General features: G+C 50.6%; 19 protein-coding genes and 1 pseudogene. 17 read left to right on the top strand and 3 right to left on the bottom strand.

The window, feature by feature from the left end; genetic code table 11:
* Nucleotides 1-134: 134 nt before the first annotated feature.
* The gene (locus ACH1XZ_RS18610; RefSeq protein WP_270502576.1) at nucleotides 135-1,589 is read right to left on the bottom strand and encodes a YfjI family protein; all 1,455 of its coding nucleotides are present in this window, start codon (nucleotides 1,587-1,589) and stop codon (nucleotides 135-137) included.
* 565 nt (nucleotides 1,590-2,154) lie between these two features.
* Here ACH1XZ_RS18610 and ACH1XZ_RS18605 point away from each other — a divergent pair.
* Nucleotides 2,155-3,266 (top strand): IS3 family transposase gene (locus tag ACH1XZ_RS18605; protein ID WP_395596687.1). Its coding sequence is split into 2 segments (ribosomal slippage): nucleotides 2,155-2,416 and nucleotides 2,416-3,266, totalling 1,113 coding nucleotides; the frame shifts between segments, so codons are not numbered across the junction.
* A 289-nt stretch (nucleotides 3,267-3,555) separates the two neighbouring features.
* On the opposite strand, the pseudogene ACH1XZ_RS23385 reads toward ACH1XZ_RS18605, so the two are convergent.
* Nucleotides 3,556-3,711: pseudogene (locus tag ACH1XZ_RS23385) on the bottom strand (DUF7706 family protein); the annotation flags it as partial.
* Nucleotides 3,712-4,172: 461 nt separating this feature from the next.
* A complete protein-coding gene (hha, locus tag ACH1XZ_RS18600; RefSeq protein WP_270502578.1) occupies nucleotides 4,173-4,376 on the bottom strand; it encodes a hemolysin expression modulator Hha in 204 nt (67 codons plus the stop codon).
* Nucleotides 4,377-5,266: 890 nt separating this feature from the next.
* Here hha and ACH1XZ_RS18595 point away from each other — a divergent pair.
* The 16 genes from ACH1XZ_RS18595 (at nucleotide 5,267) to ACH1XZ_RS18520 (ending at nucleotide 23,488) form a co-directional block, all read left to right on the top strand.
* The gene (locus ACH1XZ_RS18595) at nucleotides 5,267-14,638 is read left to right on the top strand and encodes an autotransporter outer membrane beta-barrel domain-containing protein (RefSeq protein WP_270502579.1); all 9,372 of its coding nucleotides are present in this window, start codon (nucleotides 5,267-5,269) and stop codon (nucleotides 14,636-14,638) included.
* Nucleotides 14,639-14,748: 110 nt separating this feature from the next.
* A complete protein-coding gene (locus ACH1XZ_RS18590) occupies nucleotides 14,749-15,345 on the top strand; it encodes a helix-turn-helix transcriptional regulator (protein ID WP_270502580.1) in 597 nt (198 codons plus the stop codon).
* 230 nt (nucleotides 15,346-15,575) lie between these two features.
* Complete coding sequence (locus ACH1XZ_RS18585) at nucleotides 15,576-16,499, top strand: IS5 family transposase (RefSeq protein ID WP_458276275.1); 924 nt, start codon at nucleotides 15,576-15,578, stop codon at nucleotides 16,497-16,499.
* A gap of 352 nt (nucleotides 16,500-16,851) precedes the next feature.
* Nucleotides 16,852-17,580 (top strand): YaaW family protein, encoded by a 729-nt coding sequence (locus ACH1XZ_RS18580; RefSeq protein ID WP_270502582.1) that lies wholly within the window; start codon nucleotides 16,852-16,854, stop codon nucleotides 17,578-17,580.
* A 61-nt stretch (nucleotides 17,581-17,641) separates the two neighbouring features.
* Nucleotides 17,642-18,319 carry a helix-turn-helix transcriptional regulator gene (locus ACH1XZ_RS18575; RefSeq protein ID WP_270502583.1) on the top strand — a complete coding sequence of 226 codons (678 nt, stop codon included), beginning with the start codon at nucleotides 17,642-17,644 and terminating at the stop codon, nucleotides 18,317-18,319.
* Nucleotides 18,320-18,427: 108 nt separating this feature from the next.
* Nucleotides 18,428-18,838, top strand: coding sequence for a hypothetical protein (locus ACH1XZ_RS18570; protein WP_395596698.1), 411 nt, complete (start codon nucleotides 18,428-18,430; stop codon nucleotides 18,836-18,838).
* Between the two features lie 54 nt (nucleotides 18,839-18,892).
* Entirely contained in the window at nucleotides 18,893-19,252 is a 360-nt protein-coding gene (locus tag ACH1XZ_RS18565) for a hypothetical protein (RefSeq protein WP_073901162.1), read from the top strand.
* A gap of 82 nt (nucleotides 19,253-19,334) precedes the next feature.
* The gene (locus tag ACH1XZ_RS18560; RefSeq protein ID WP_270504219.1) at nucleotides 19,335-19,547 is read left to right on the top strand and encodes a hypothetical protein; all 213 of its coding nucleotides are present in this window, start codon (nucleotides 19,335-19,337) and stop codon (nucleotides 19,545-19,547) included.
* A 110-nt stretch (nucleotides 19,548-19,657) separates the two neighbouring features.
* On the top strand, nucleotides 19,658-20,476 hold the full coding sequence (locus tag ACH1XZ_RS18555) for a DUF932 domain-containing protein (protein ID WP_270504083.1): 819 nt from the start codon (nucleotides 19,658-19,660) through the stop codon (nucleotides 20,474-20,476).
* 268 nt (nucleotides 20,477-20,744) lie between these two features.
* Nucleotides 20,745-21,218: an antirestriction protein gene (locus tag ACH1XZ_RS18550; protein ID WP_270504087.1), complete on the top strand. Its 474-nt coding sequence runs from the start codon at nucleotides 20,745-20,747 to the stop codon at nucleotides 21,216-21,218.
* A 12-nt stretch (nucleotides 21,219-21,230) separates the two neighbouring features.
* Nucleotides 21,231-21,710 (top strand): RadC family protein, encoded by a 480-nt coding sequence (gene radC / locus ACH1XZ_RS18545; RefSeq protein ID WP_270504082.1) that lies wholly within the window; start codon nucleotides 21,231-21,233, stop codon nucleotides 21,708-21,710.
* A 13-nt stretch (nucleotides 21,711-21,723) separates the two neighbouring features.
* Nucleotides 21,724-21,945, top strand: a complete 222-nt coding sequence (locus ACH1XZ_RS18540; RefSeq protein WP_270504080.1) for a DUF987 domain-containing protein — start codon at nucleotides 21,724-21,726, stop codon at nucleotides 21,943-21,945.
* A 21-nt stretch (nucleotides 21,946-21,966) separates the two neighbouring features.
* Nucleotides 21,967-22,332 carry a type IV toxin-antitoxin system YeeU family antitoxin gene (locus tag ACH1XZ_RS18535; RefSeq protein WP_270504077.1) on the top strand — a complete coding sequence of 122 codons (366 nt, stop codon included), beginning with the start codon at nucleotides 21,967-21,969 and terminating at the stop codon, nucleotides 22,330-22,332.
* Between the two features lie 57 nt (nucleotides 22,333-22,389).
* A complete protein-coding gene (locus ACH1XZ_RS18530) occupies nucleotides 22,390-22,770 on the top strand; it encodes a TA system toxin CbtA family protein (protein ID WP_101739931.1) in 381 nt (126 codons plus the stop codon).
* A complete protein-coding gene (locus ACH1XZ_RS18525) occupies nucleotides 22,767-23,258 on the top strand; it encodes a DUF5983 family protein (protein WP_270504075.1) in 492 nt (163 codons plus the stop codon). Before ACH1XZ_RS18530 ends, ACH1XZ_RS18525 begins: the two co-directional genes overlap by 4 nt.
* Before the next feature lie 29 nt (nucleotides 23,259-23,287).
* Complete coding sequence (locus tag ACH1XZ_RS18520; RefSeq protein WP_395596686.1) at nucleotides 23,288-23,488, top strand: hypothetical protein; 201 nt, start codon at nucleotides 23,288-23,290, stop codon at nucleotides 23,486-23,488.
* Nucleotides 23,489-23,552: the final 64 nt, after the last annotated feature.

Genomic DNA, 23,552 nt, shown 5'->3' with positions numbered 1-23,552 from the left:
ATAGTATCGCAGATGAACGCTTTTCAATCCTGCTCCGCATCAGCAATCTGCTAAATCTGCTTTATTTAGCAGATTTAGCAACTTTATGTTCCCCGCTTTAATTCAGAAATGTCGGAGAGAGTGTGCCTGAATGTTCATCGGGCATACGGTACCCAGCCGTAAGGGGCAATCAATGTCTTCTTGTGCTCCCGCCAGAACGTAATGCGCCGGAGCTGACAAAGATACTGCAGCGCCGGCCGCAGTCGCCCGGGCTCACGAAGCTTGCCCGGTACCCGGGGGGTGATCCAGCTGCGCGCTAAAGGCTGCCCGTTATTATCGATAAAATGCTCATGCAGCCATTTCCACAGCAGTTCTGCATCCTGAATATGCTGCGGCACCTCCGGGATCGGCCCGAACAGGGCAAGTGCCTCGTTCAGGTACCATTCGCTGATTTTCTGGGCCTGCATGACGGTAGCTTCCGGGATATCCCCTTCAGCGCCACTGAAATAGTGGAAAAGAGCCGCCAGTCGCGCTACTTTGTTTCCCTCTTTGGACGCAAAATCGCGCAGATGGTAATAGCTGCCGTATTTTGCCATCTGTCGTTCAAAATAGTCACACACATCCATCCACCGCAACTGAGCCTCCGGTGTGAATGTCAGCTTCTGCCGGCCGGATGGGGCATTTTTTGCGGTTTCAGCCGAATATACCTCCAGTAAAGCCCCAAGACGCCCGTGATACGGCGCCAGTAATTGCCGGTAATTCTCCAGCGTATGGCCTGTCCGGGTACCGATAGCGCTCTCCGGGCGGGCAAAAAAGAAACGGGCAAGAAAACCACTGCCCCTGGCTTGCTGCTGTGCCCGGCTGAAATACTTACGCAGGGGTGCGTCCTGGACCATCAGGTTCGCACTGAGTCTGGCGCCATGGACGGTGAAGCTTTCTGAGCTCCGTCGGGTGACGGTAAAGGGAGCACCATCCCACAGGTCATTCAGCATCCCCAGATTCTGTATGGCCTGCCCACCCAGAATGATATCGCCCTCTGCGGAGTGTAAGGCCATCGAGCCCCCACCTTTATATAATTGAAACTGCAGTGCTGCCGGAGTGATATCACTGCCAAGCAGTTGCTCCCGTGCCGGCTCCTCCGGCCTGTCGCTCCGGTGCTCCCGAATACGTTCTTTTATCTCCTCCAGGGGTTGTTGATGTTTGGTCTGTTTTTTCAACACGCTTTTCAGCGCCTTCAGTTCTTCCTCCCATATATCCCGTTCAGTCTCATACTGCTGAAGCGCATTGCCATACCGAATCCCGGCTTCATGCTCGAACTCATGTATTGGGGCCATAAAAAGTTTATCCACTGTAGACTTACGTTCTCCTGATTCTGCTACAGTGCAGAAATTACATGACACCGGAAAGGTCAGACCTTCAGCCGGGCTGATATCCGTTAATCCCTGGCAAAGCAGAGAAACTGGCGCCATAGAGGAAGCGAAAATCAGCGGTACTGGTGCTTTTGTTTTACTGCCTGCCCCGATAATGGCATTTCGAATAATTTCCGGCACACACTCCAGAGGGAATTGAGGTCCTCCATTTAAAGTGGCGTATGGGTAAATATTGTTCACAAAATCTCCTCTGTGTTTTGGGTAATGAATAGTGCCTCCTGATGCTATTGAAATCATTCACTGCATTTCCTGCAAGAATTAATTGCTGACGATTTTCGGCCGTTTACATCAGCTGATGCCTGTTGACGATGAGTGACGCTCGTGGAATTAAACGATTGCTGAGAATTTCATGATATGACACTCCGTTTTTAGGTCTAATTAATGATTTTTATTTTTTGGGGCAGGACTGGCATCGGCATGGAAATTAAAGGTACTGTTTATTTATAATTATGTATTTATTTCTAATGATGCAGATATCCTTACGCACTTTTTCATTTTCCTTTTAAATATATATTACCCTTGTGAATATAAATCAGATTTATAACACACGCTCAGGAACCATTAACCTGGGAGGTAATATCGATTTCCCTTGATTTATCAAATATTCAGTTAAGGAATATTTGGTTTCGATGAATGCTTGCTTAATTACGATCGATTTTGTCGATCTGTAAGTATCCCTGTAAAACGCACCATTCACTTTTAGAGATCTTCCGACATACTGATTATGTCCCCTGAGGAGATCGCTATGCGTAAAGCCCGATTCACTGAACACCAGATCATCGCCGTTCTGAAGTCCGTTGAAGCCGGACGTACCGTCAAGGATGTGTGCCGTGAGGCCGCTATTTCGGAAGCCAGCTATTACAACTGGAAAGCGAAATATGGCGGGATGGAAGCGGCCGATATTAAAAAAATCAAAGACCTTGAGGATGAGAATCGACGTTTGAAACAGATGTTTGCCGACCTGAGTCTTGAGTGCCGGGCACTTAAAGATGTTATCGAAAAAAAGCTTTAAAACCAGCGATAAAGCGTGAACTCGTCAGCTATCTGACGGCACAATTTGCCATGAGTTTACGCCAGGCCTGCAGGACGTTATCGCTGAGCAGGACGGTGTATTTTTATCAGCCTGATACCCGGCGTGATGAACCGGTTATCCATGCGCTGACTGAGCTGGCAGAACGCTATCCGCGCTACGGTTTTAAGAAACTGTTCCAGCTGCTGCGCAGGCAGGGTAATACCTGGAACCATAAACGTGTTCATCGGGTTTACTGCCTGCTGAAACTGAATTTTCGCCGCAAGGGAAAACAGCGGCTACCTGTGCGTAATCCAGCACCACTGGCGACACCGCAAGCGTTAAACCAGAGCTGGTCCATCGATTTTATGCACGACGCGTTGGTCTGCGGCAGACGCTTCCGGACCTTTAATGTGGTGGATGATTTTAACCGTGAAGCACTGGCGATAGAAATCGACCTGAATATCCCGGCTCAGCGAGTCATCCGGGTGCTGGACAGGATCGTGGCAAACCGCGGCTACCCGCTGAAAATGCGGATGGACAATGGGCCAGAACTGGTCTCGCTGGTGCTGGCACAATGGGCCGAAGAGCATGGCGTGCAGCTCGAATTTATCAGGCCGGGTAAGCCTACACAAAATGCTTTTATCGAACGGTTCAACCGGACATACCGGACAGAAATCCTGGATTTTTACCTGTTCAGAACACTGAATGAAGCACGGGAGATTACCGAGCACTGGCTGATGGAATATAACAACGAGCGGCCCCATGAATCCCTGAATAACCTGACGCCAGAAGAGTACCGGCTGATGGCTGAAAACCCGGAACTCTCAAAAAGTGCGTGGAACTAAAACGGGTGTGCTTACAGATTGAGCGGGTGCAAAATGGTGTTCGCGCAAGCTCAATCCAGCTTCTGCAACAGACCAGAACTGATTAACCACCAGGCAACACTCATTACACACGTATGGAGGGGGCTTTGGTCGACTGAAAGAATACTGTCACATAGCCGCACGTTACAACACAAAGGCGAGGAATTATATGACGATGGTGGGTGGGGGCATCCTATTATTTTACATAAGGTTATTTAATTAAGGAACACAGCCTAATAAGCCACCAGTTTGTATCTGATGGCTCCCTGGTTCATCCTGGCGGGTAGCCAACTTTAGCGAGGCTTTCTTGTAACTTAGCCATAGTATCACTGATTTTGTACGCCTCATCATTGCTGACCGCACAAGCACGTATATTCGCCCACGTTAGCTTTTTGAGAACCTGTGCCAACGCCATTGCTTCATCTTCTTCAAGTTGTAACTCATTTTAAGATATTTAATATTTAGAATCCTCCAAAGGCGTTTAACCCTTCCGGGACTGAAAAAAATCATATTGACGTTAATAATTTGTTTACTTTCTTATCGTACTTTAAGATAACAACTACAACAAAAAAAACAAAGAAAGATTAACGCATATGAAGATGACCGATATTCGCAGCCACGTGTAGAGCAATCTGCTTCCCCTGACCCACGAAACGCTGAATTTATCTATCGACATCAAAAACTACTTAATCGACTTGCTCGATAGCATCACTATGAAGCCCAAATCTTCGTCTGCCTGTCTCACAGAAAGTCATACTGTCTTATGTATCAAGACTATCACTAACTTAAGTGATACTAACTGTCTGGAGAGTTATCGGGCCAGTCCATTAACTGTTAAAACGTATCCCTGAACCATCGGTGCCATCCTGAAATGCGATACACAGGTTCTTAGCTAACATATTTCCAGACGCTGGCGGGAACCTTATCGTAAAGTTTTCCCATAGTCAGTTCAGCCAATCGATGATCAACTGCAGAATTAAACTGCTCAAGATCATCATTTGAAAGTTTATATTTATTATTATCAATTATTTTTTCAAGCGTTTCTTTTGAGGTGCAACGTCTTAATCGTAAAATCCACTCCTGCTTGGTCATTTTAGCCAACCTTTACATTCAAATATATTCTCCATTATAACTGCCATCAGAATTTTTTGTCCACTGATTCCTCTCATGTTTGCCAGCGGTTATCATTTTATTTGCGATAACAAATATATTAAGAACATTCTCTCAGCGTATTTTACATCAAATCTAAATAGTTGGACACACTACCAGAACGACCAGTCGGCCTACTGAGGAATCTGTAAAACGGAAAGACTCATCTGAAGGCGTATATTTTCTGGAGTTTCATCAGGTGCGGAACTTATCGGAGCGGGAAATTGATCCCAATTAGACGCTGGATAGATTCAAGCAAGCTAGCTTATCGTCAAAATCGGTGTTGCAAAAATGGGAGTGACCATAGATTCCGTTTTCCAAGCAGATCCCTCTGGGGTTAACATTTTAACTCGCGAGGTGGAGATGACATGGAGATCTCACCAATATTATAAATTATTTTTTTAATTTAATTGGGATATAACACCAACTTTATGGTTATATTAAGTTCAATATTTTGATTTGAGATTTTATTAAGATTTTTCTTATTTTTGTTTAAGTTCAATTTTTAAATTTATGTAACTCATTGAATATAAGTTATTTTTGTTTTCTATTTATGAGACTAACACCTTTTTTTAGTGTAAAAAAAAATGGAAAAATAGATTTATTGATACGTTAAAGCTATCAATATTATTCTCAAAGATGATTTAAACGATTATATTACGTTCTTATTATCGATATACCATAAAAATATTAAATTTTAATTCAAAGGTGAGTTTCATTCTTAACGCGCTGATATTTTGCGCTGATATCTAAATGCAAATTTTTATTCTATGAGTTATTTAAATATATCAAACCCCTATCATTCCAAGCATTATCGAGTATGGAAATGAATTATGAATAAAGTATATAGAGTTATATGGAATGCTTCTCTGCAGCTATGGGTGGTAGTATCTGAATTAACCAAAGGAAAGAAAAAAAAAAGCTCGCGTAAAACGGTTGTGGTATTGGTAGCAGGTGTATTAAGCGCTGCTTCGATGCTGGCTTCTGCGGCCCCGATTACCACTTCGGGTGACCGAGATATTTATACTGACTACGAGAAGGGTATTACCGCTGGTGTTCATGAGAATGTACACGACTACGGCTTCTTATATGCAAATAATACAGCCGGTCAGGTGCTCAATATCAAAGGCGCAATCCCTACAATCAAGCCGGGTGACAGTGGAGTTATCGATTCGACTACCATCAGGGAACTGCTGCAAAAAGGTAAAATCACGCTCAAGGCCACTGGCCCTAAAAACGACGTAAAAACGATTACTAACGCTGAAGAACTCGCGAAATATCTGACATACAAACAATCATTGACGCCTTCTCAGAGCACAGATTTTCCTATTATTGACCCGGCGTTTCCTAGTGACACAACATCAATTAAGGTATTTGATACCAAAGAGTTAAGTAGCTTTCTTACCGAATCACCGATCGGCGATTCAGTATTAAATACCTACGATCCAGATCGCACTGAAATCTATAAGCAATTTGGCATGGCGTTGGCGACAAATGGCTCAATAGCCAATCTGGATATTGGCAACGACTCGCTCAATGTGCGCGACAAAGCTAATACCATTGAGTTACTGGCCAAAGACTCCTCCTTACTGGAAGCTCGGGATACAGGCAGTCAGGTAAACTGGCAATCCGATAACTATATAAAATTTAACGCTGCTCTCGTTATTCCTGAAAAAACTTTCGCTGGTTCAGCGCAAACCTCCGTGTTTGGCGATAATGTAACACTCATGTCCTACGACTATGATGCAGACGGCAATGTCATCGAAAAGGGTAATCGCACATTTACCATTACCAACACGCAGGAGCTGGCCGATTTTAACGACTGGCTGTTAGGTAAGAGCAGCGACGCGGTAGAAAAACCTAAAAGGGAAGAAGAGGAAAAAGGGCAAAAGGTCAGCCAACTGCAGCTCTGGCTGGATTTCAAAAATAATAATATCACGACCACCAAAGCCGTACAGGATGAATACGCTGGCTTAATTGGTAAATTAATCGATTCCCAAAAGCCTTCAGACGAGCTCACCTGGGATTACGACGTCTGGACCGACAGCTTGTCACATAGCAATAACGCGACCGCTGGCCGCGGTGAGCTGCATGCTATTTACGCCAACGGTGCAGGCACCTCCGGCTCCCTGAACAAAGATGCGATTATTGCCGTTGACGGCAGTATTAATGGCGTCATGAAAGCCCTTAATGGCGGGGTTATCACCAACCTCGGCCAACTGAACGCATTACGCACGTCTGCCAAACAGAGTCTGGCGATTGGCATGCTGGCAAAAGATGCTGAGGCAACCAACAACGGGATTATCAACTCCGGGCTGTTTATTGATAAAGACGGCAACCAAAACGTCAACAGCTATGGCGCATTTGGCATGCAGGGGCAAGGCGCCAGCCAGATAGCGAATAACGGCACCATCAACCAGGCAATCACCACCGATAACTTTGGTACAGCGGCTGCAGCCGATCCCTGGAGCAAAGACGTACCCGACTCTTCGCTGACACTGGCTATTGGTATGCAATTGTCTGACGATACTCAAGGGGTCAACAACGGCGATATCAACGTCGTAGACGGGCGAAAAAACGGGGCATCCTTTGCCAAAGGCACCGCTTATGGCGTAGAAGTCGCCGGGAATGCGACCTTTACCAACGCTCAGGACGCCTCAATTTATCTTGGTCGCGACGCAAGTGATCCGCTTAAAGATGTCACCATGGCTGGCGGCTCTGGTTTGAGCGCCGGGATCATGACCAAGAGTACCAAAGAGGTGATTAACCACGGTCTGATCACGCTGGGAACCGGAATACGCAACGCCGCAGGGATGCTGGTCGGGGATGCCACGGGCAACGTCCTCAATACCGGCAATATCGTGATAAATGGCGGTTCGGACGGGGGCAACAGTAAGAACTACGGCATTTCCGTACATGACAGTGGCGCGGGGAATAATCAGGAAATCCGCAACGACGGCAAGATTAACGTTAATGGCACCAACAACGTGGGGATCCACGTCAGTGCCAATAACAAAAATGCCGAAGTCACCACCAGTGCCACAGGCTCTATTGTCGTGGACGGTGACGGCGGCGTCGGTAACCGTAACTACGCCATCTGGGCTGAAGGAGGCGCCAAAGGCCAGGCCGTGGTCAACGTCTACTCCAACATTACGCTGGGTAAGGCCGGTAACATCGGTGTACACGTTCGTGATAACGCCATTGCTAACGTTGACAGCCTGAGTAGCCCGGTATTTAACAGCACCGATCAGATTGGTTATTACCTGTATGGTAAAGTCGCAACCGCCAATATTGGTCAGGCAGTGATGAATGACAATGGCCAGGATCGCACCACCATTTTCCGTATTGCCAATGGTGCAATGCTGGCCGGTAACACCACCACTCCTGGCGGTCAGGACAGCTCTAACCTTGACCTTACCCTCAGCGGTAAGAAATCCGTTGGCGTTTTCGCCACCGGTGTTGACAGTAGTGTGGATACCGGTGAAGCGACGTTTACCGTGGATGGCTCCGACTCCACGGCGCTGGTCATCGAAGGCGGCGCGAAAGGGACCATCAGCAATGAAACGACCATCAATTTAATCGGTGAAAGGGCCATTGCTGGGGTTGTGGATGGTCAGGCGCATCAGTTGGATGGCAGAGAAGAGGGTAAGGCAACCAGCACCACTCTCACCTCAAACGCGAAGATTACCTCTGAAACCAGCGGCAACAAGGTTATCGCCTACATGGCGAAGAATTTGGGCGACCTGATCCTCGATACCAAATCGATTATCGCTCTGGCCAGTGTCGGCAGTATCGGCGTTGATCTTCAAAAAGGCGGGAGCTTAACCAACAACTCGTCCAAAGACTTGCATGTTAGCAACGGTGTTGGTGTACGGGCTTCAGGTGCCAGCGCACAGATTAAAAAACTGGGCCGGGTAACCGTTGATGACGGAACCGCAGGTGTGCTGTTGACCAAGGATGCAAGCCTGAATATTACCGGCGAAACAGGCGATGCCATCACTACTAATGGCTCCGCTGACGGTATTCGGCTGGACGCAGGAGCCGGTAAGCTGACCGCAAAAGGCGTCACCATTAGCGCCGAAGGAACGGGCGCAGGTATTCAAAACGATGCCAACAATACCGATATCACGCTCAATGATGTAACCATCAACGCCAATGATGGTCGGGGGATCCGTACCAGCGTCGCGCTGAACATGAAAGATGGCCTTAACAACATTCTGAACGTCAACGGCGCAGGTACGGGCTTCGCCTTCGAACAACGCAATGGCGACGCGGTGAAGGGCAATCTGACCATCGGCAAAGGTTATACCGTTGAGGTACATAACAGTACGGGCAGCGGCATCCGCGCCAACACAGACGGCCTGGTCACCACCAGCGCCGACATCAACGTGTATGACAGCGCAGGCGGCTCTGCAATCATCGCGAAAAACGTCAGCGCGCTGACCAACAGCGGCAAGATTATTTCTGCCAGCACCACTTCACCTGTGATTGATGCCAGTGGCGACAGCAATAAAACCATCAAAAACACGGGAACCCTGCAAGCCATCAACGACACGGAAGTGGCAATTGAGTCTGGTAAGGGTAATGACACCATTGATATCAGCGGCGGCGTCACCCGCGGCGTGATCAACACCGGTGAAGGTAACGATACCTTTAACTGGCGCAGCGGAACCTACGCAGGGGAAGTGAATTTCAATGGTACTGGCGGCAACAATAAAGCCAACATTGGCGATGTCGCGCTGGATAACACGCGCCACATTCTGACCCAAGCGGGAAGCGGCAACGCCCTCACCTTCACCAATACGCATGGTAACGGTGCGAAAATCGGCAGTCTGAGTAGCGATAACCTGACCACTGGTACCAATATCGGCACAGGCTGGGATTCACTGACCATCAGCGGATCAAGCGCGGATGTTCGCGTCGTAGAAAACCTGACGCTGGCAAGTAAAACCATTGCCGTAAACAATGGCGCAACACTGCGCACTGGAGACCACGTAGAGTCAACCAGCACTGCCGCGGCCATCGGTGACTACAATGTGACGACTCAGGGGGCTGGCAGCCGGGTCATCTTTGATACGCTGGGCGACACGACGGTTGCGCAGATCTATAAAGGCATCATCAGCGGTGATGGGAAGTTTGAACGTGCGGCTGGCGGCACGACCATCTTTAATGCCAACAACACCTACACCGGCTCCACGACCATTGATAAAGATGGCACGCTTCAATTAGGTACCGGTGGTGATACTGGTGAAGTCAGCGCGGTTTCAAATATCATCGACAACGGTGTACTGGCGATTAATCGGGCCAATGACGTACTGCTTGGCGGCGTAATCTCCGGGAGCGGTGAGTTACAGCAGATTGGTAACGGTACTACTCGCCTGACAGGCAATAACACCTATACCGGCGACACGACCGTCACCAGCGGTACGCTACTGGTGAAAGGTAATCAGAGTGCCGCTAAGGGTGTGACCAAAGTAAGCGGTACGGCGACGCTGGGAGGTAACGGGGTGATCGGCGGCGACGTGCTGATGAACGATGCCTCTACCCTCAGCGCCGGTGACGGCGGTGCGGGTACGTTATCCATTAACGGTAATCTGCAGCTTGGCAGCAAAACGACCTCCGCTTTCGAATTGGGTCAAGCCTACACGCCAGGCGGCGCGCTAAACGATCTGATTAATGTCGCAGGCAATCTGCAACTGGACGGAACTCTGGATGTCACCACTTCACAGGGCGGTAACTTCGGACCGGGCGTGTACCGTATCTATAACTACGGTGGCACGCTGGATAACCGGACGCTGGAATTAGGCGAGATACCGAACAGCCAGGATAAGAGAAATATTTTTGTCCAGACCTCCATCGACAAACAGGTCAACCTGGTGAACGCCAATGGCGTTACCTTGCAGTTCTGGGACGGTGCAACCGTCAATCAGAGTCACGGCGCGTCGGGCATTGAAGGCAACAGCAAAATTGACGGTGGCGATGGCAAATGGATGGCAATCGGTAGCGAGGGAGATAACAACTGGACCACCGCAACCGGTGAAGGTAATGCTCCTTGGGCACAGAAGTCCTTCGCCGTCTTCACCACCAAAGGCGGTACCGTTACCGTGGATAACGCCGCGGGAGAAGTTAACTTCTCCGGGGCACAGTTTGACGCCGATGGCTATGTCGTTAAAGGCGATGCGCTTAACGCGTATGCCACCACGGAAAACGCGACCCATGCAGGCCAGACGCCGGGAACAGGTGAAATGCTGCTACGCGTTGGTGCCGGTGGCGCGGGGGAAAACTATACCGCGACCATTGAGTCCGTTATCCGCGAAGCCAGTACTGCTGACAAGTTGACGCTGGTAAAAACCGACCTTGGTCGTCTGATCCTCAGCGGCGATAACGAGTATCGCGGCGGCACGCGTATTGATGGTGGCACGTTGCAGATCTCCTCCGACAGCAATCTCGGCCAGAGCGGAACTGACCTGGCAATCAATAACGGTTCAACGCTGCAACTGGGCGCGGACCTAACCAGTAATCGCACCATTGAGCTGGGAGCGAATGAGAATAATGCTGCAGTGTTCGATCTCAATTCGCACCACTTCACGCCAACCGGCGAGATTACTGGCGACGGTAAACTAAAAGTTACCAGCAGCTCTAGCGATGCGGGCAGCACCTTGTCGCTCGGCCGCGCCAACAGCTACAAAGGCGACACAGAAATTGCCGGTACCGGAAACGCCAACAATGTGACGGTCAACGTCAGCAAAACCGGAGCCTTTGGCAGTAATGAAAGCAGCAAGGTGAATGTCAATAAGGGCGCGACGCTCAATGTCAGCGGGACGGATACCAGCCTGAAATCACTGACCATGAACATCGCCGACAGCCTGTTAACGCTGGCAGATAACGTCACCGCAGCGAGCGCAATGCTGAACCTGACGGGCACAGCGAAAGCCCTGTTAACCAACAACGCCACCGCGGGCAATGCGACGGTGAACGTGTCAAAGGCCAGTACTCTGGCGCTGGAAGAAGACTCCAGCGGCGGCAACGCCATTGTGAACAACAGCGGATTGATGACCTTCGCTGACCAGGCAATGGCAGAAAATACCGTCGTTAAAAACCTGGCGGGTGGTAAGGTCGATATCAGCGCAGTCGACAGCGCAACGTCTATTGGCTCGTTGTCTGGCGCGGGTAATGTCGAGCTGGGCAATAAAGAATTGTCTCTGGGGAATCTGAATCTTCCGGACCCTGACACCATCAGCGGCATTATCAGCGGCAGCGACGGCAGTCTGGTGAAAATCGGTAACGGTACACTGATTCTGACCGGCGACAATACCTATACCGGCACCACGGACGTCAACGAAGGCGTACTGCTGGTCAACGGCAATCAGTCTGCTTCTACCGGTCAGGTCACAGTGAAATCGGGTGCTACGCTCGGCGGTAACGGCATTATCGGCGGCGCGGTTGATGTGCAGGACGACGGTCATATTACCGCCGGTGCCGCCATCAACAGCGTGGGTAAACTGACTACCGGTTCGCTGACGCTCAGTGATAACGCACAGCTTGATTATCAGTTTGGTCAGGCTTATACCCCGGGCGGTGCCTTCAACGACTTGATTGACGTAAACGGCGATCTGACTCTCGACGGTAAGCTCAATATTGAAACCTCACCGGGCGGAAAATTTGATGTGGGCGTCTATCGCGTCATCAATTACACCGGCACATTGACCAACAATGTGATGGATATTGCTAACGCGCCGGAAGCGGCAGACAGCCTGTACGTGCAGACATCGGTGAAAAATCAGGTCAACCTGGTCAATCACGCCGGACTGACGCTGCGCTTCTGGGACGGCACCGGTGGTGAGAATGGCGAGCTGAAAAACAACGGCGTCATCGACGGCGGCGACGGTATCTGGCAATCCAGCAAGGGTAACGACAACTGGACTACTGATGAATCAACGCCGGAAGGCGCGCTGAACGCACCGTTTACCGATGCCGCGTTTGCTGTGTTCCAGGGCGAATCAGGCAACGTGACCGTCGATAACAGCAAAGGCGATGTCATTATCAGTGGCGCGCAGTTCGCCACCGATGGTTATCGTGTGGGCGGCGAAGCCATTACCACCGATACGGCCAACACCCTGATTCGCGTTGGCGATGGCACAGTAGACGGCGCCAATTATACCGCGACTATCGACAGCGTTATCCGCGGTACCGGCGGCCTGAATAAAGGCGATCTCGGTACCCTGATCCTCACGGGCGACAACACCTACAGCGGTGGAACGACTATCACTTCCGGGACGCTGCAGGTAGCGGGCGATACCAACCTGGGTGCGGCAGATACGGGAATTATCTTTAATGGCGGCACGCTGAAGTATGGCGAAGCGTTTGATACTGCCCGTCAGGTGACGCTGGAATCCGGCGGCGGGACATTCGACACCAACGGGCATGACGTTTCCCTGCTGACGGAAGTCGAAGGTAACGGTCAGTTGACCAAAACAGGTAAAGGCTCCCTCACCCTGACGCAGGATAACACCTACACAGGTGGCACCACCATCGAACAAGGTGTTTTACAGCTGGGTAACGGCGGCGATATCGGCAGCATTCAGGGGGATGTCGTTGATAACGGCGTACTCAACGTCAATCGTGGCGATACCCTGGTGCTGACCGGTAATATCAGTGGTAAAGGCCAGTTGCATCAGACCGGTAGCGGCATTACCGAGCTGCAAGGTGAAAACAGCTACAGCGGCGCGACGTTGATCGCCAACGGCGTGCTGCAGGCGGGTAATGCCAACACCCTGAGTGCCGCATCACACCACTATGTGGTTGCAGACACCACCCTGAACACTCAGGGTTACAACCAGACGGTAGCGGGCCTGAGCAACGGTGGTTATGTTTCACTCATCGGTCAGCAGACAGGCACAACCTTAACCGTCAAAGGGGATTACACCGGCGAAAAAGGGACTATCAACATGGCGGCTATCCAGAATGGTAGCGGTGCAGGCATTGCCGACCGTCTGATTATCGATGGCGGTAAAGCCAGCGGTAGCACGCTGCTGAATGTCGATGGTTCTGGTCTCGGCGCGCCGACCATTGGGGATGGTATCGAAGTGGTGACCGCGCTCAATGGCGCAACCACCACCGCGCAAACGTCGCGGGATGCCTTCCATCTTGCCGCCGATCGTATGGCAGCAGGTGCGTTTGAGTACCAACTGCATGCGGGTAATGCTCAGGGCCAGGGTGAAAACTGGTATTTGAGAAGTGAATACCGTCCAGAAACCATGCTGTATTCAGGCCTCGCCAGCGTCGTACGTCAGGGGGATATTAGTCTGTTGGGTAACATGCACCAACGTATGGGTGACGAGGTTAAACCGGGCATTGATGAAGACAATCGCGCCTGGGCAAGAATGATTGGCTACTCCGGTAAAACCAAACTGGATGATGCGGCCGGTACGCAAACCAGCTCCCATACCATGGGAATTCAGGTCGGCGTTGATATGTATGCTAATGAAAGCTGGAAAGCCGGGATGTATACCAGCATCCTTGATATCGACAGCAACGTGAAAGGCACGAAGACAGGCAGCGATGGCAAAGGTGGTAACATCGACGACAACGCATTTTACGTCGGCGGCTATGCGACCTGGTTCTCGGGTGACGGTATGTATGTTGATAACGTCCTGCAGTACGGTAACCATAAATCCCGCCTGGAGGCGACCGGTAACAACGGCTCGTATACCGTCAGAGGCAATACGCTGACGGCGTCGACAGAGGTAGGCAAATCGTTCCGTTTAGGTGCCAGCGCATGGAGTCTGGAACCTCAGGCTCAGTTGATCTACCAGTACAGCGACTTTGATAACAGCACGCTGGATGGTGTGACCCCAACGAAAGTGAAAATGGATACCGCGGATTCCTTTACCGCACGTCTGGGCGTGCGTCTGGTCGCTGACTATGACACCAACCATGGCAAATTCCAGCCGTACGGCAGGGTTAACGTCTGGCAGGGTCTGGGTTCAAAAGACAAAACACACTTTAGCAATACGGTAACCACGACTACGCTGGAATCTTCACAGCAGTACTCAAGCACTGAAGTTGCAGCTGGCCTGTCATGGTCTATCGACAGAAACCTGCAGGTCTACGGTGAGCTGGGTACGCAGTTCAGCAACGGCGGCAGTAAGTCGCAGGTAGAAGCGCCGGTCAGTGCCTCTATCGGCTTTAAGAAATCGTTTTAATAGATGAATACCCTCATCTTAATGATGAGGGTATTGCTTAATGCAACATATAATTTGAGCACTTTGTAGTTGTGCAGGTTGCATTTTCATGAAGTAATAAAGGTTTATCAATGGTTAATATTGTTTACGTTGGTGAGTGTATATATACATTTGAGGGACTGAGCGAACTTTTTTCATTATCTTTTGTTGATAGGTTTTCTATCTGTATGCTCCCCCCCTTTTCGACGAAAAACTCAGGGTTCAGTGCATCGGTTTGCATTAGAAAATCAGATGTTGTCATTCTATATCCGGAATGCTCTGATTTGTTTAGATATGCTGTTTTAATTAGATCAAATATAAATTCAAGGAATTGCATCATTGTTTTGTCAACAAAAGAAGTGCATGATTTATTAGAGATTATGTGCGGCTATACATTGGTTTTTATTGAGGTCAGAAGGGAACCTGAGTATATACTTGATGTGATTCACAAAGAGTTAACCAGACCTTCATGTAAAATAAAGAAAAAAACAATGATGACAGATTCTGAGTTTAGGGTAGTAATTATGTTCCGACATGGTTTAACTCCTTCTAGAATAGCATCATCCTTAAATAGAAGTGTTAAAACCATTAGTTCTCAGAAATTAAATGCCGCTAAGAAGTTAGGAGTTAAAAATGGTTATTTAAGATTACCATCTTTTAATTTTTATCATGGAGTAAGAAATGAATGAAGTAGGGAGCGTTCTATTCAGGTTATTGGAGTTAAAAATGTTTACCTGATCTGCTCACCGTCGATTAATACACCGCGATGTTAGTAATGTCCTCATAAGCTACATGAGGACCCCCCCATGTAGCACAGCGCGTAAATTGTGAAACTTTGACAGGGCTTTGTTGAATAAATCGAACTTTTGCTGAGTTGAAGGATCAGATCACGCATCTTCCCGACAACGCAGACCGTTCCGTGGCAAAGCAAAAGTTCAAAATCACCAACTGGCCCACCTACAATAAAGCCCTCATCAACCGTGGCTCCATAACTTTCTGGCTGGATGATGAAGCTATTCAGGCCTGGTATGAGCCGGCAACGCCTTCATCACGGGGAAGACCTCAGCGCTATTCTGATCTCGCCATCACCACCGTTCTGGTCATTAAACGCGTGTTCAGGTTGACCCTGCGGGCTGCACAGGGTTTTATTGATTCCATTTTTACACTGATGAATGTTCCGTTGCGCTGCCCGGATTACACCAGTGTCAGCAAGCGCGCAAAGTCGGTTAATGTCAGTTTCAAAACGTTCACCCCGGGTGAAATCGCGCATCTGGTGATTGATTCCACCGGGCTGAAGGTCTTTGGTGAAGGCGAATGGAAAGTCAAAAAACACGGCAAAGAACGCCGTCGTATCTGGCGAAAGTTGCATCTGGCAGTTGACAGCAAAACACATGAAATCATCTGCGCAGACCTGTCGCTGAACAACGTCACGGACTCAGAAGCCTTCCCGGGTCTTATCCGGCAGACTCACAGAAAAATCAGGGCAGCATCGGCAGACGGCGCTTACGACACCCGGCTCTGTCACGATGAACTGCGGCGTAAGAAAATCAGCGCGCTTATCCCTCCCCGAAAAGGTGCGGGTTACTGGCCCGGTGAATATGCAGACCGTAACCGTGCAGTGGCCAATCAGCGAATGACCGGGAGTAATGCGCGGTGGAAATGGACAACAGATTACAACCGTCGCTCGATAGCGGAAACGGCGATATACCGGGTAAAACAGCTGTTCGGGGGTTCACTGACGCTGCGTGACTACGATGGTCAGGTTGCGGAGGCTATGGCCCTGGTACGAGCGCTGAACAAAATGACGAAAGCAGGTATGCCTGAAAGCGTGCGTATTGCCTGAAAACACAACCCGCTACGGGGGAGACTTACCCGAAATCTGATTTATTCAACAAAGCCGACCACGTGTTAAACAGCCAGAATCCTGCCAACCACTCTCCCCGATAACCCGCTATCCCCTCCAGCACAATGTATGCAATCTTCACCTTTTCAATTATTTTTCAGATATATATCACCTTCATGAACAAGGACTGGCATGTGGTATTTTGGCTGGCTGATGGTCGCTCCGCCGAAATATCGACATACCCTGTCGCCAGCCGAACGTTGCGTATAAAAATCCATCATTTTCGATGACACATCCGTGCAACCGCCTCTTTTACAGTGTGACCTCATATCACTCTGACTGAGGACCGATAATGGCTGTCTACCGTAATGACCCTGATTTAAACCTGCTGGGCCAGTGCAGTAATGAAGAGTTGCAACTGCTGGTTTCCATCCTGACCACTGACCCACGCGACGGTGATACCCGCTGGACAGAGAGTCTTACCGGAACCCCGGAGTTTCGTCTGCTGGCACCAGACCATCGCCGCTACTGGCAACTGATAGCCGCTGAGCTTCAGCGTTACGGCGCAAATACCCTGGCGAGTCTGGTCCGGCTGGGGCAAGGCGTGACCTATCGGGAAATTCTCGTCGATGTGTGTGACAAGCTTGATGTGAATTACAACCAGAAAAGCACTACCGAAACCATTGAGCTTACTCTGCTGATGAAGGTACTGGAAAAGAGCCTGGATCAGATGACACCAGAAGAGCTGGCTGCTTTTTCCCGCAATATGCATCTGGATCTGACAAACCCCACGCCGCAACTCATTCTTATCGCCGTTCAGGCTGCCATCCGGACTTCCTCACTGGCTGCGCTCGAGCTGGCAACAATGCTGTCTGCCAGTGTCATCACCTCCCTTGGCGGTGTCGCCACCTGGGGAACTGTTGTGGTCGCTTCACGTGCACTTTCCGTACTGGCGGGTCCTCTGTCCATCGCACTGAGTTCAGCATGGATGATTTCCGACATCGCCGGTCCGGCTTATCGGGTCACGATTCCCGCATGCATCATCGTGTCATGGCTGAGACAGCAGCACCTTTCCCGTTAACACCTTTTTTACTTAACCAGTAGCCACGACAGGGCTGCAATTTGCGCAGGAAGCATCACTCATGTCTGAACAGGAACAACGCTATGACCGCCTGGCAAGCCGTCTCGCCATACTGGTCAGCCGCCTCTTTATGGGGGAAACGCTCAGTATCAGGCAACTTGCTCAGGAGTTTGGCGTCTCTGAGCGTACCGTTCAGCGCGACCTGCGTGAACGACTGCGCTATATCGACACGGAATATATCGACGGTCACGTCAGTCTCCGGGATGCCCGGGGCCCCTTTCGTACCAACAGCGACATTATCCGTTTTGCCCGGATAACCAGGGTGGCACATTACTTTCCAGCACTTGACCCTAAGTTGTTGTCTGTCCTGCTCGACAACGGCCAGGACTCCCCCTGCATTATCTGGAATGCGCCACCCCGGCAGGCTCCGGCGTTGTTTGGCGGTTTTCAGGTCATTATCCAGGCCATCATCAGCAATCGCCGCATTCATTTTCTGCACCACGGACACCATCAGTCCGCCGTTGCCCCTTACCGGCTTATCTGTCTGGAAGGCGAGTGGTACCTGACGGCAGTCACTGGCGAGCAGATTCAGGTATTTACCCTTTCAGCCATCACCGATGTGGTTATGACCATCGGTGGCTTCACCAGAAGCAGTCATATCCGGCGGATTTTTGAAGACCCGCGATTTATTCAGGCCCTGCCGCATTTTCAGTACATCAGCAGGCTCATCCGGGAATGAACCCTCATGTTCATTCATCAGCACCGCCGTTTTACTAACAGTAAGGAGTTCATCTTGAAAAATGTATCACTCAGCATCCTGATACTGGCTGGCAGTCTGCTGCCGGTTATGGCGCAGGCATCTGGTAGTCAGGAGACCTGGACCCGTGGATGGGGCCAGGGAGTATCAGAGTTTGTTATCAACGGGGAAGGTCAGTCGCAGCTGTCTCTGAGTTGCGAGGATTATGGCTCGCAACCGGCCACAGTCATATTTACTGACACCAGCGGGCATCAGGTCAGTATGGATGAAGATAAAAGCCTTCAGGTCAGTATCGACGGTGGAGCACTTATTGATATCAGCGAATCTGGCAGTCGCGTGGGCGGTAATAACCTGGCGCTGGCCTGGGCTCAGTTACGTAATGGCAAACAGGTCTCAGTAACCGGAGACGGTGTTAAGGATGCCACATTCACGCTGGCCGGGGCAGCAAAGGTATTGCCGGTATTCGGGACCCACGGCTGCGTGGGTAAAGATGCACTCTAGCCTGCATCTGAATTTAATACCTGTTGATGACGTTATTTTTAAAAGGAACAGATTATGAAATTTAAACACATGCTGGTGCCCGCGCTGTTTGCACTGTCAGCCCAGGCGCTGGCAGAGCCAACGCCATCCATCAAAGTGGAGACCAGTAATCAGGTTCACCCTGCCGGAACACGCTACGTCACTGTCGTGGTCACTGCACTGGATAACACCGTGAAAGTCGAAAATATTGACGTGAACCGGGGAAACTGTCGCATTGCCAACCAGAAATATCTGTACTCCAGCAATAAAGAAACTATTTTGCCTGCCACCCTGCGTTACGGGCAGTCCGTCAGCGTGAGTTTTTATAATAACTGCGTGGCTTCAGAAGTCGTCGTCACTACTGATAAGGGGGGGTGGCGTTACACTTACCACTGAGCCCCCCCCTGGTTAACGTTTCCCAACCTAAAAAATGCCACATGACCAACGGGCTGCCGCTGCGCAGTCCGGAGTAAACCCTATGACCGTTCTGAAAATGCTGGTAACCGCCCTGAGCCAGGTACTGACCTGGTGTGGCGGGCATCAGGCCAGGCAGTATATTGAAATCCGCTTTCGTCAGGCCGGTTACGATGACGACAGCATTGATGCCGCCAGAGAAGCCGTGACGCTTCTGGTTAGCGCACTGATAACCGCCCTGATGGCGCAGATACTGAAGATTCTGGATACGCTGTAATCCTGCCCGCCATATCCCTCCCACCATGAACATCATATCTGCCCCTGCCTCCTCACGGAGCAGGGGCTTTTGCTTTTATGCCGCCAGATTAACCCGATAAGGAATAAACCATGCGATTAGCCAGCCGCTTTGGCCAAATTAATCAGATACGCCGTGACTGCCCACTGACCCGTGACGAACTGATGCAGGTCGTCCCCAGCGTCTTCGGGGAGAATAAACATGCCTCGCGAAGTGAAAAATATACATTTATTCCTACCATCACCCTGCTGGAAAACCTGCAGAACGAAGGGTTCCAGCCGTTTTTCGCCTGCCAGTCCCGGGTACGCGACCCGGGCCGCCGCGAGCACACGAAACACATGCTACGCCTGCGCAAGTCAGGACAAATCACCGGTCAGCAGGTGCCGGAAATCATCATCCTGAATTCGCACGGTGGTGAGTCCAGTTTTCAGTTACTCCCGGGAATATTCCGAAGTGTCTGCACCAATTCGCTCGTCTGCGGGCAGTCGTTTGGTGAAATTCGGGTTCCACACCGGGGCAACGTGGTGGAAAAGGTCATTGAGGGGGCATATGAGGTGCTGGGGATATTTGACAGGGTGGAGGAGAAGCGGGATGCCATGCAGTCGCTGTTACTTCCCCCGCCAGCACAACAGGCGTTTGCCAGGGCTGCGCTGACGTACCGCTTTGGGGAAGAGCACCAGCCAGTGACAGAGTCTCAAATTCTGTCTGCACGCCGCTGGCAGGATGAAAGTGGCGATCTGTGGACCACCTACCAGCGCATCCAGGAGAACCTGCTGAAAGGCGGACTGAGCGGGCGCACCGCACAGGGTAAACGTACCCACACTCGTGCGGTTAAGGGCATCGACGGTGACGTGAAGCTCAACCGTGCGCTCTGGGTGATGGCGGAAAGTCTGCTGGAGAGTCTGAAGTAATGCAGTGTATTCCCGGCGGCGTGATTCAGGTTTCGCCACATCCGTTCTCCCTGAACAGTGAGCAAGGCTGCCGCTCCATCTCTGATGACGACCTGTGCGCCTGGTGCTCTCACCTTCTTTATCGTCCCGGTGAACTCAGCCTGTGCAGCGTAAGTATCTCTGAGGGGCTCTGGCCCTCACGCTGTGATGAGAATGGCTACGCACAGTCCTGTCCGTCACTTCGTTTCAACAACCCACCTGAAAATACAAAGGAAATCAAATGAACAACATGCTCACCCTGGACGACAATACCGTCGACTCAGCATCCCCTGAACAACAGCACGCAACCGCAATTGTCTGCACACCTGTACCGGATGAACAGCGCATTGCCTTCTGGCCGCAGCACTTTGGCAGCATTCCACAATGGATAATCCTTGAACCGGCTGTTTTTGCGTGGATGGAGCGTTTCTGTGAGCACTACAGCGGGGGCATCTGGAATTTTTATACGCTGGCCAACGGCGGGGCATTTATGGCCCCGGACGCTGACGAAGGCGACGATGAGAAATGGGTGCTGTTTAACCCCATGAACGGCAACGGCGCGGAGATGAGCGCTGAAGCCGCCGGGATTGCGGTCTGCCTCATCGCCTACAGCCACCACGCCTGTCGCACGGAATGCGATGCCATGACCGGACACTATTACCACCTGCGCGATTACGCGATTAACCACGCGGAATGCAACGCCATTATGCGTATTATTGACTGAGAGAGCTCTGGTATGGAACAACAGCTACCGCTATTTGCCGCCTCATTAACGTCATCAGAACAACACACTATCCGGGAAGCCTTAACCCTGCTGGAGTACCAGCTACGCGAACCCGGCACGTCATTTCCCTCCAGCCATGCCGTTCGTGACTGGCTGCGTCTGCAGCTTGCCACACTTGACCGCGAAGCTTTCACCGTCCTGTGGCTTGACAACCAGAATCGACTGATAGCCCACGACACACTGTTTCTGGGGACGATCAACACTGTCACCGTTCACCCGCGTGAGGTCGTTAAATCCGGCCTGAAAAATAACGCTGCCGCAGCCATTCTTGCGCATAACCACCCGTCGGGAGAGGCTGAACCCAGTAAAGCCGACAGGCTGATTACGGAACGTCTGAAACAGGCTCTGGAACTGGTTGACATTCGCCTGCCGGACCATCTGATCATCGGCGGGATGGATATTGTCTCTTTTGCTGAGCGCGGCTGGCTGTAAGGAGTAAACAGCGATGAAAATAATCAGCAAACGTCAGGCAATGGCAATATACCGTCAACAACCGCAGTCCCGGTTGTTTCGCTTCTGTACCGGGAAATACGTGTGGTCCGGCAGTATCTGCCACTATGCCGGCCGGGAGGTGCAGGATATCAGTGGTGTGCTGGCTGTATTCGCTGAACGCAGCCAGGACCGTAACGGCCCGTATGTCGTATTGCGTAGCGTCACGCTCAATTAACCTTAATTAAGGAGCACTAAATTGTCGAATCCAATACCTCCAGTAAACCATGATGTCTCTGAGCCCTGGTGGGGGCTGAAACCGGGCATCACTCCGTGTTTTGGCGCACGACTGGTACAGGAAGGCAACCGCCTGCATTATCTGGCTGATCGGGCCAGTATCGCCGGTGTGTTCAGCGATGCGGATTTACGCCATCTCGATCAGGCATTTCCGGTACTGCTCAAACAGCTGGAATTAATGCTGGTTTCCGGTGAGCTCAATCCCCGCCATCAGCACTGTGTCACGTTATATGCAAAAGGGCTGACCTGTGAAGCAGATTCCCTCGGATCACATGGCTACATTTATACAGCAATTTATCCGACACCAGACGACAGCATAACCTGGTAACCCCGTCCCATAATCCTTCATTCTTTTTAACCCGACTTCATTCAGGAACATTTCATTATGCAAACCTTATCCGCCATCCCGAAGCGGAAGGCACCGTCACGCCCGACGCCCGTTGAAATCTGGCAGCAACTTCTTACGTATCTGTTAAAAAGACATTACGGCCTTTCGCTTAGCGACACGCAATTTTCCGATGAGAAGATTATTACGCAATATATTGACGCCGGTATCTCACTGTCAGATGCACTCAATTTTCTCGTTGAAAAATCTGAACTGGTGCGGATTGATCGTCCCGGTTTCTCCATTAAGCATCAGTCCCCTTTTATCGGGGTGATTGATATTCTCCGGGCCAGACGGGCAACGGGTTTGATGCAACGTAACGGGTATAAAAGGATCACTCTTCTCATCGCTGGAAATGCAGCTCGGGAGCAACATTCATGAAACTATCCCTGACGGCAGAAGCCGATGCTATCAATGTACTGGCCCTCAACATGGGTCGTATCATCGTGGATATCGATGGCATTGAACTGGACGATATTATTAACGCGATCTGCGACAACGGATATTCACTTCGTATTGCTGATACCCCCGGAAAGCGGGTTGTTGAAGATCCATTACTACCCGCCGTCCACCTTACCGGTATCCATTGCAGTACCGCGCATATCACCGAAGCCGACAACACCCTGCTGTACAAACAGTCGCATCAGCATGAAGACTTTAGCGAGTCAGAATGGATCCATTTTTCAGGCACCGGCTATCTGCTCCGTCTGAGCGCGTGGTCATTTCCGGTGTTGCGGCTAAAACGACTCGGTTTGTCGAAAGCCTGTCGTCGTCTGGTGGTAGCACTTATGCGTCGTTACTCCGTCAGCATTATTCATCTTGATGCCTGTGGCGAAGTGCTGCCAGGTTTTCCCACATTTGACTGGTAACACAACATCAATCACCACAAAAAACTCTAATGCCAGAGTTAACCACTGAAGTCGCTCTCAATAGTCTGACTGGCTGGCTGCAGGACAATGTCGATAACGGTACGAGGATCATCTTCGACAACGACGAAGACAACACCAACTTAGCAAAGTTGTTGTCCTGGATTGAGCGGGTGCAAAATGGTGTTCGCGCCCGCTCAATCCAGCTTCTGCAACAGACCAGAACTGATTAACCACCAGGCAATACTCATTACACACGTATAAGCGCCAGCCCTTACCGGCTGGCGCTTTGCTTTT

The organism is Kluyvera chengduensis, from assembly GCF_044197065.1.
GTDB lineage: Bacteria > Pseudomonadota > Gammaproteobacteria > Enterobacterales > Enterobacteriaceae > Kluyvera > Kluyvera ascorbata_C.
This window is presented reverse-complemented; position numbering and strand designations above follow the sequence as displayed.